Annotated in this window: 4 protein-coding genes and 1 other RNA gene; 4 read left to right on the top strand and 1 reads right to left on the bottom strand. The window is 41.5% G+C overall.

Annotated elements, in window-relative coordinates:
- Positions 1–350: 350 nt before the first annotated feature.
- Positions 351–1556 carry an NAD(P)-dependent oxidoreductase gene (locus LLW17_RS18345; RefSeq protein WP_228231749.1) on the bottom strand — a complete coding sequence of 402 codons (1206 nt, stop codon included), beginning with the start codon at positions 1554–1556 and terminating at the stop codon, positions 351–353.
- 148 nt (positions 1557–1704) lie between these two features.
- Here LLW17_RS18345 and LLW17_RS18340 point away from each other — a divergent pair, with 148 nt between their 5' ends.
- The 4 genes from LLW17_RS18340 (at position 1705) to LLW17_RS18325 (ending at position 5896) form a co-directional block, all read left to right on the top strand.
- Complete coding sequence (locus LLW17_RS18340; RefSeq protein ID WP_228231748.1) at positions 1705–2526, top strand: GIN domain-containing protein; 822 nt, start codon at positions 1705–1707, stop codon at positions 2524–2526.
- 108 nt (positions 2527–2634) lie between these two features.
- Positions 2635–3036: a transfer-messenger RNA gene (gene ssrA, locus LLW17_RS18335) on the top strand.
- Positions 3037–3657: 621 nt separating this feature from the next.
- Entirely contained in the window at positions 3658–5598 is a 1941-nt protein-coding gene (locus LLW17_RS18330) for a hypothetical protein (protein WP_228231747.1), read from the top strand.
- A 40-nt stretch (positions 5599–5638) separates the two neighbouring features.
- The gene (locus LLW17_RS18325; protein ID WP_228231746.1) at positions 5639–5896 is read left to right on the top strand and encodes a hypothetical protein; all 258 of its coding nucleotides are present in this window, start codon (positions 5639–5641) and stop codon (positions 5894–5896) included.
- The last annotated feature ends 104 nt before the right edge of the window (positions 5897–6000 follow it).

The following is a 6000-nucleotide window of genomic DNA, read 5'->3' as shown; positions in this document are numbered from 1 at the left end:
ATCTATACCAACAATTAAAAACGTATTTTAGTTATTACAATACAAAAAGAAGGCATCAGGGAATAGAAAACGAAATACCGCTGGTAAAGTATTTAAACAAACAACAAAAAGCAGCTTAGTCAATATAACCGGAACTTAATTTAAGCTGAAAACTGCCCTACAAATGGGGGGATGCTCACTATTGCTGGTTTTGAATTTTCAACCCTGAATCCTGAACTCAACTAACTACTAACTGTGACTGCCTACTTTCTACTTTTCACCTTTTACTTCCCACTTTTTACTTTTTACTTTCTACTTCCCACCTCTCACGTCATACAATTAACATTTAACGATTAACCTTCGAACAAATCCTACTCCTTCCCATCCACATAATCCTGAAGGTAGCTAAAGCGTTTGGTGAGTTTTCCGTTTTGAGTCATTCGGGCGCGTTGCAGGATGCCGTCTTTATCGCCGTTGAAAAATGCCGGAAACACGTGCTCAATAAACATTTGACCAAATCCTTCACTGGCATCCTTCGGCAATTCGCAAGGTAAATTGTCTACCGCCATAACGGTTATCGCTCCGGGAGCATCCATCGCGACTTCGCTTTCGCTTTGCGCATCATAACCGTAAAACGGATCTTCAATTGTCGAAGCGCGCAAGGTAGAAGCCACCGGTCCGTCGATATCGCAGGAGATATCGGCAATAACTTCAATATTAAAATCCTCATGTTTCGCGTCTTCCCTGGTAAATAAATACGGAGCGCCCTGCCCGTAAAAATGCCCCGCAATAAAATACTGAGTCACTTTCGCGAAGCGCATAAAATCAGACTCGTAACCACTGGGATCACTGAAAAATTCTTTGGCACTGGGTTTTTGCCCGTCTTTTCTACGGTTATAATCAGTTACGCCGATTTTGCAATACACTGCAGTTTTAAAGTTTTTATTTAGATAGTCTGCCACCGAAACCTTTTTGACTCCCATCGCATCCAGAATTTCCTGCGCACCGCCGGCCACTTTTCCGGTACCCGTAAGTAAGATTTTAATCGCGGGCAATTCAATTTTAGCAAGTTGTGCATGAAGCGCTTCAATCCCGGTCAGGCTGTTTGCAGGCGGCAGATCAAAGCTTTTGTATTTTTTACCCAAAGCTCTAAACCCATTATAAGCGCCTACAATCCCGGCATAGCGGCCAAAACCAATAAGTCGCAATCCGCTGGCTTTGGTGATTACCTCATGATCGTAGAGTTCTATGTTTTTAGCCAAAACAGCGTGCAGCAAGTCGCGGTTATAGGGCTGTTTTTTGATGGTATGGCTAAAGAAAAAATACTTCTTATGCGGAATCAATGCCGCTGCAGGTACCTCTTTAACACCCAGCATTACATCTGCCGCGCTCACATCGGTTACCACATCAAAATCTGCCTTTTCATAAGCCACATCAGGAAACACCCTGATGTCTGAAGCTTCCACTATAAAATGGGCTTTAGGAAAACGTTCCTGAGCCTCGAGCATAGAAGTTGGAGACAAAACTGCCCGGCGGTCCGGTGGGTTTTTTCGTTCTTTTAAAAGCGCAAAGGTGATGGGATGCATAGAATTCAAAATTTACGCGGAAGATACAATTTTCGGGATTTTTAGGCCTTGCCATTTTGGGGCATTCTTATCAAAGTTTTAATAGTTTATTGACACAAAAGCCTTTAGTTTCGCCTTATATTACTAGTAAAACATAACTATGAAACTACAAATAGTATTTGCATTTGCACTGGGTATTTTAACTTCATGCAGCGCTCAGAAAAAGATTAAAGGAGATAAAGACGTTATTTCGGTAAACGGAAATCTCACTACCGGCATAAACACGGTTGAGGTTGGCGAAGGCATTGAGCTCGAACTGGCACAGTCAAACATCAATAATTATGTGCTCACTACAGATCGCAATCTTACGAGTGTCATCCAGTTTGAAGTGCGCGACAGCGTTTTGCGTATTATGCCTTCTACGCGCATCACCCGCTCCAAGGAGTTACACGTGTATTTAAAATTGCAAAACCCTCAGCACATCATTCTTAACGACGATACCGAGTTTGAATCTCCCGGCATTATAAATGTACCCGACTTTTCACTCACAGCGCGCGAAGACTCTGAGTTTGAATTCAAATTGAGAAGCGAGCAGACGCATTTTAATTTAAGCGGAAACGCCAAAGGCGATGTAACGGTTTCTACCGGTAAGCTTAATGTTAAAATGAATGGTCGTACCGATTTACAGGGAGATTTTGATGCTTCTGAAAGCTTTATTACTCTTGACGACAATGCCGAATTTGAAGCGGATGGGAAAACCAAAACTTTAAACCTTACCAGTTCAGATCGCGGAGATTATAAAGGCCGAAAATTTGAAGCCGATGAAGCTAGCGTAACCCTAAGCGGACGCACTGCGACAGCAATCAATGCCAATGATAATTTAACGGTTTTCGCTCAGGATAAGGCTTCAATTGAATCCTACGGAAAAGGAGAAATTTCGATCAATGCGCTTAAAGACGACGCGGCAATCGAGAAGAAATAATTCTAAATTACTAAATACCTTTACGGCCTGAAGAAGTTTAGTATCTTTGCAGGCTCGAATTCAAGATTCAAAATCTTAAACTTTGAATTTTGAATTTTGAATTCACTCGGGGTCGATTTGGTTTTGACAGCGGGTCTAATTGAATAGTAAGCACGTCGAGCGCTGGGACATAGCTCGTTAATCTCAGGTTTCACACTTTTTTAAACGGCGAGTCTAACTACGCCTTGGCTGCATAATCCGAATCACAGTAGGATATGCTTAATGCCGTACGAGGTACGGCACCAAGATACCCCTGAAAAGCCCTGGTTTGCGGCGTTTCGTCAAGGGGTACCGAAAAAGTAGACCTAGTTTTGGCAGGATCCTGATGCCCTTACGAAATCTAATTGGGAATAAGGTAGCAGTTGGTAGTTGCCGACCGGCTGTTGCACGAAAATCAAGTGGCAAATAAACGTGTAGAAAGCTATTGAGTTGCCCGTTTGGACGGCGGTTCGAACCCGCCCGACTCCACGATCACCCATAACTGCGTTATGGATTAAAACAAAAAAAGCTCATCAAATGTATTTGAATGGGCTTTTTGTTTTAAGACATCTGGACTGCAAGGACAGGCAGTTATACTTGCAGGACTGGAGTCACTGCGGTGAACGGTTTTATGACCGTAGCCCGCCCGACTGACCTTTTTGAGTTTCAGACCCAACTGAATACCCTGTAAAATAATTATTTACAAGGTTTTTTATTTCATTTAATCTTTTATACTATCAATCTCGATCTGTTGGGCAGTTAGCGCCATTATTGATATGGAAAGGTCTCAATACGCTTATAATTAATTATTCTTCAATATCTTACATCAGTTAAATTCTTTTATCCTTAAAATCATTGTTTAATTTGGTACGATGGTTCATTTTTTAGCAGACACTAAGATTACGGAGTTACGGACTTTTAAGACCATGAAAAATAAGTTTTAAGTACCTAATTATCTTACACATGCTGTTGATGGAAAAGAAAAGCTAGCTGCGTAGAAATCCCAGGTGTAATAGAATTTAACCCTCTTCAAGCTTTATTGACTATCGAAAGGTCTTTAATATAGCTCTGAGCTGATTCAAAATTTGATCAAAAAGGTAATAATTATAAAAAATGACGTCTTTCAACCCAAAACACAAATTTGTTGGAAAACCCATATCCCACAAACTTCTCTTTTACTTAGCGCTCATCATACACCTTCAATACTACGGTCAGGACACCTTATCCATTGTTGATGATTTTACCCTCTATGCCGCACCTACACGCGAAGTTTTGTATGTGCATCTAAATAAGTCTCATTTTTTTAAAGGAGAAACTATGGGGTTTACGGTATATACGTTTGACAAAACGCATAAAATCCCCTCAAAGACCACGCGCAATGTTTATTGTCTTATTACAGATGAGTATGGTAACATAATCAAAAAGAAAATGGTGCTAACTGAGCTCGGCATGGGTACTGACCTATTTTCAATTGATAATAACCTTGAGGCGGGTAGATACTACTTTAAGGCCTATACAAATTACCAACGGAATTTCAATGAACCCAATCCGTATATCCAGATGTTTGAAGTTTTAGAGTTTGGTCAAACTTCAAAAAGATCTGATTCAGTTTCCCTGACCTCGATCTACCTAAGACCGGAAGGCAACCAAGCCATAGCCAATACCTTTACTAATTTTTCCGTCGTTACGCGTGATGATAGGGGAAAACCAGTTCCCTATATTACCGGAACCATAGTTAGTGCGGACGGTTCCAAAAAAGCACAGTTCACGACAGATAGTTTAGGCTTTGGTAGTTGTGGGTTTACCCCAGTAATGGGTGAACGCTACTCGATGCAAAATGATTCGTTAGCGGCACCAATAGCTATTAAACCTTTTGCCCTATCTCAACATGGCGTTAGCCTTAACATTGTGGATATGGATGGGAAAATTGGCGTTATTTTAAAAACTAACCCCACGACTCTCAATCAACTCAAAGGGCAATCCCTGCCATTGGTATTTCATAACGGGTCGTCGTTAAAGGGGTTTTCGACCCAATTTGATTCTGAACCGAGTCAAATCAAATACATAAACAAGCAAGCCCTGTTTACCGGCATCAACATTTTTACGGTGTTTGATGCGAACAACAAACCCCTTGCCGAACGCATATACTTCAACCCAGAACCCATAAAGAAAGTGTTGCCTTTTACAGTCTCCAGGAAGACAACACCTGACTCCATTTCAATCACATTGACATCCCAAAGCTTAAAAGATATGCTACATGGGTTTAGCATTTCGGTACTCCCGCCTTCGACTAGATCTTATGCTCATAACCACAATATAGTATCCGCTCTTTATTTGACACCTTACCTAAAAGATCCGATTTGGCATGCCAAAAGCTATTTCGAGCTAGACGGTAGAGTGAACTTCCAGGCCTTGGATAATGCGCTTATAGCTTCTGGAACCAGTACTTATGACTGGCACGCCATTAGAGCAAGAAAACTGACCCCACATTATGCCTTTGAAGACGGCATAAGAATCAGGGCAAAAATAAATAAAGCAGATCATTCCCGCTTTTTGTTGATGCCAACCACACTGAATGAGATGGAGATCCTTACAGTTGAAGATACTGCTACCGGTTTTCAAAGCACTGGGCGCTATCCATTGTTAGAGGAAAAACTGGCCGTTTCAGAACTTCGTAAAAACGGCCGTCTTGAAGTACCGAGGCTTTACATTCAATTTTCTCCATCTGAAATATTTAATTGGACTCCTAAGTATCCCGTTACGGGCATTGTGGAATCTCCTGACCTGTCTTTGGTAACAAAAAATCCCATTATCCAGAACACATCGACAGATGTACAACAATTGGATGAAGTAGTGTTGACCGTAAATCCCAAACAAGAACGCAACGCGACCATTGAATTTGAAAATTGGGGAGATGTGGATTTTTTTGATGACAGAACGAGAGACCGCTACCCTTCTTTGGCATCCTACTTCCGCACTAAAGGCTTTGTGGTCGTTGAAATTGGTGGTAAGTTTGAAATAACGGGTACAGGGCGTCATCCGTATTTATACTGATTATACGTTAAGTCCTATCCGATCTCAGGGTGACAAGATTTTGATTACAGACTATCCGTTAACCTTTAGCCGTCCTGAAGCGTATTACCCGCCCAAATATACCTATTACACCAGTTCTGTATTTAGGGATTATGGTGTCATTGATTGGGTTGGGCTTGCCAGTGTGAATGGCGAGGGCCATTTCACCTTTAACATACCCAATTTGGGCCTGGAGACCATCAATCTGTATATAGAAGGTATGACAGCAGACGGGCAGTTGATTTCGGACGTTAAAACGGTGAGGTTGAGTAATGATTAGCATTCCTTAAACTGAAACAAGACTTACAGTTAGCTCTCGTTGTGCCCAATTAAGAACTACAGGACAAGATTTCTAAATACAATGCTTAGGAGGCCGCCGGTTTT

This window comes from Leeuwenhoekiella parthenopeia (genome assembly GCF_020782115.1).
In the GTDB taxonomy this organism is placed as follows: Bacteria; Bacteroidota; Bacteroidia; order Flavobacteriales; family Flavobacteriaceae; genus Leeuwenhoekiella; species Leeuwenhoekiella parthenopeia.
This window is presented reverse-complemented; position numbering and strand designations above follow the sequence as displayed.

What these genes read in the sequence shown, in the direction of transcription:
- LLW17_RS18330 (WP_228231747.1), top strand. Translation starts at nt 3,658, where the DNA reads ATGACGTCTTTCAACCCAAAACACAAATTTGTTGGAAAACCCATATCC.
- LLW17_RS18340 (WP_228231748.1), top strand. Translation starts at nt 1,705, where the DNA reads ATGAAACTACAAATAGTATTTGCATTTGCACTGGGTATTTTAACTTCA.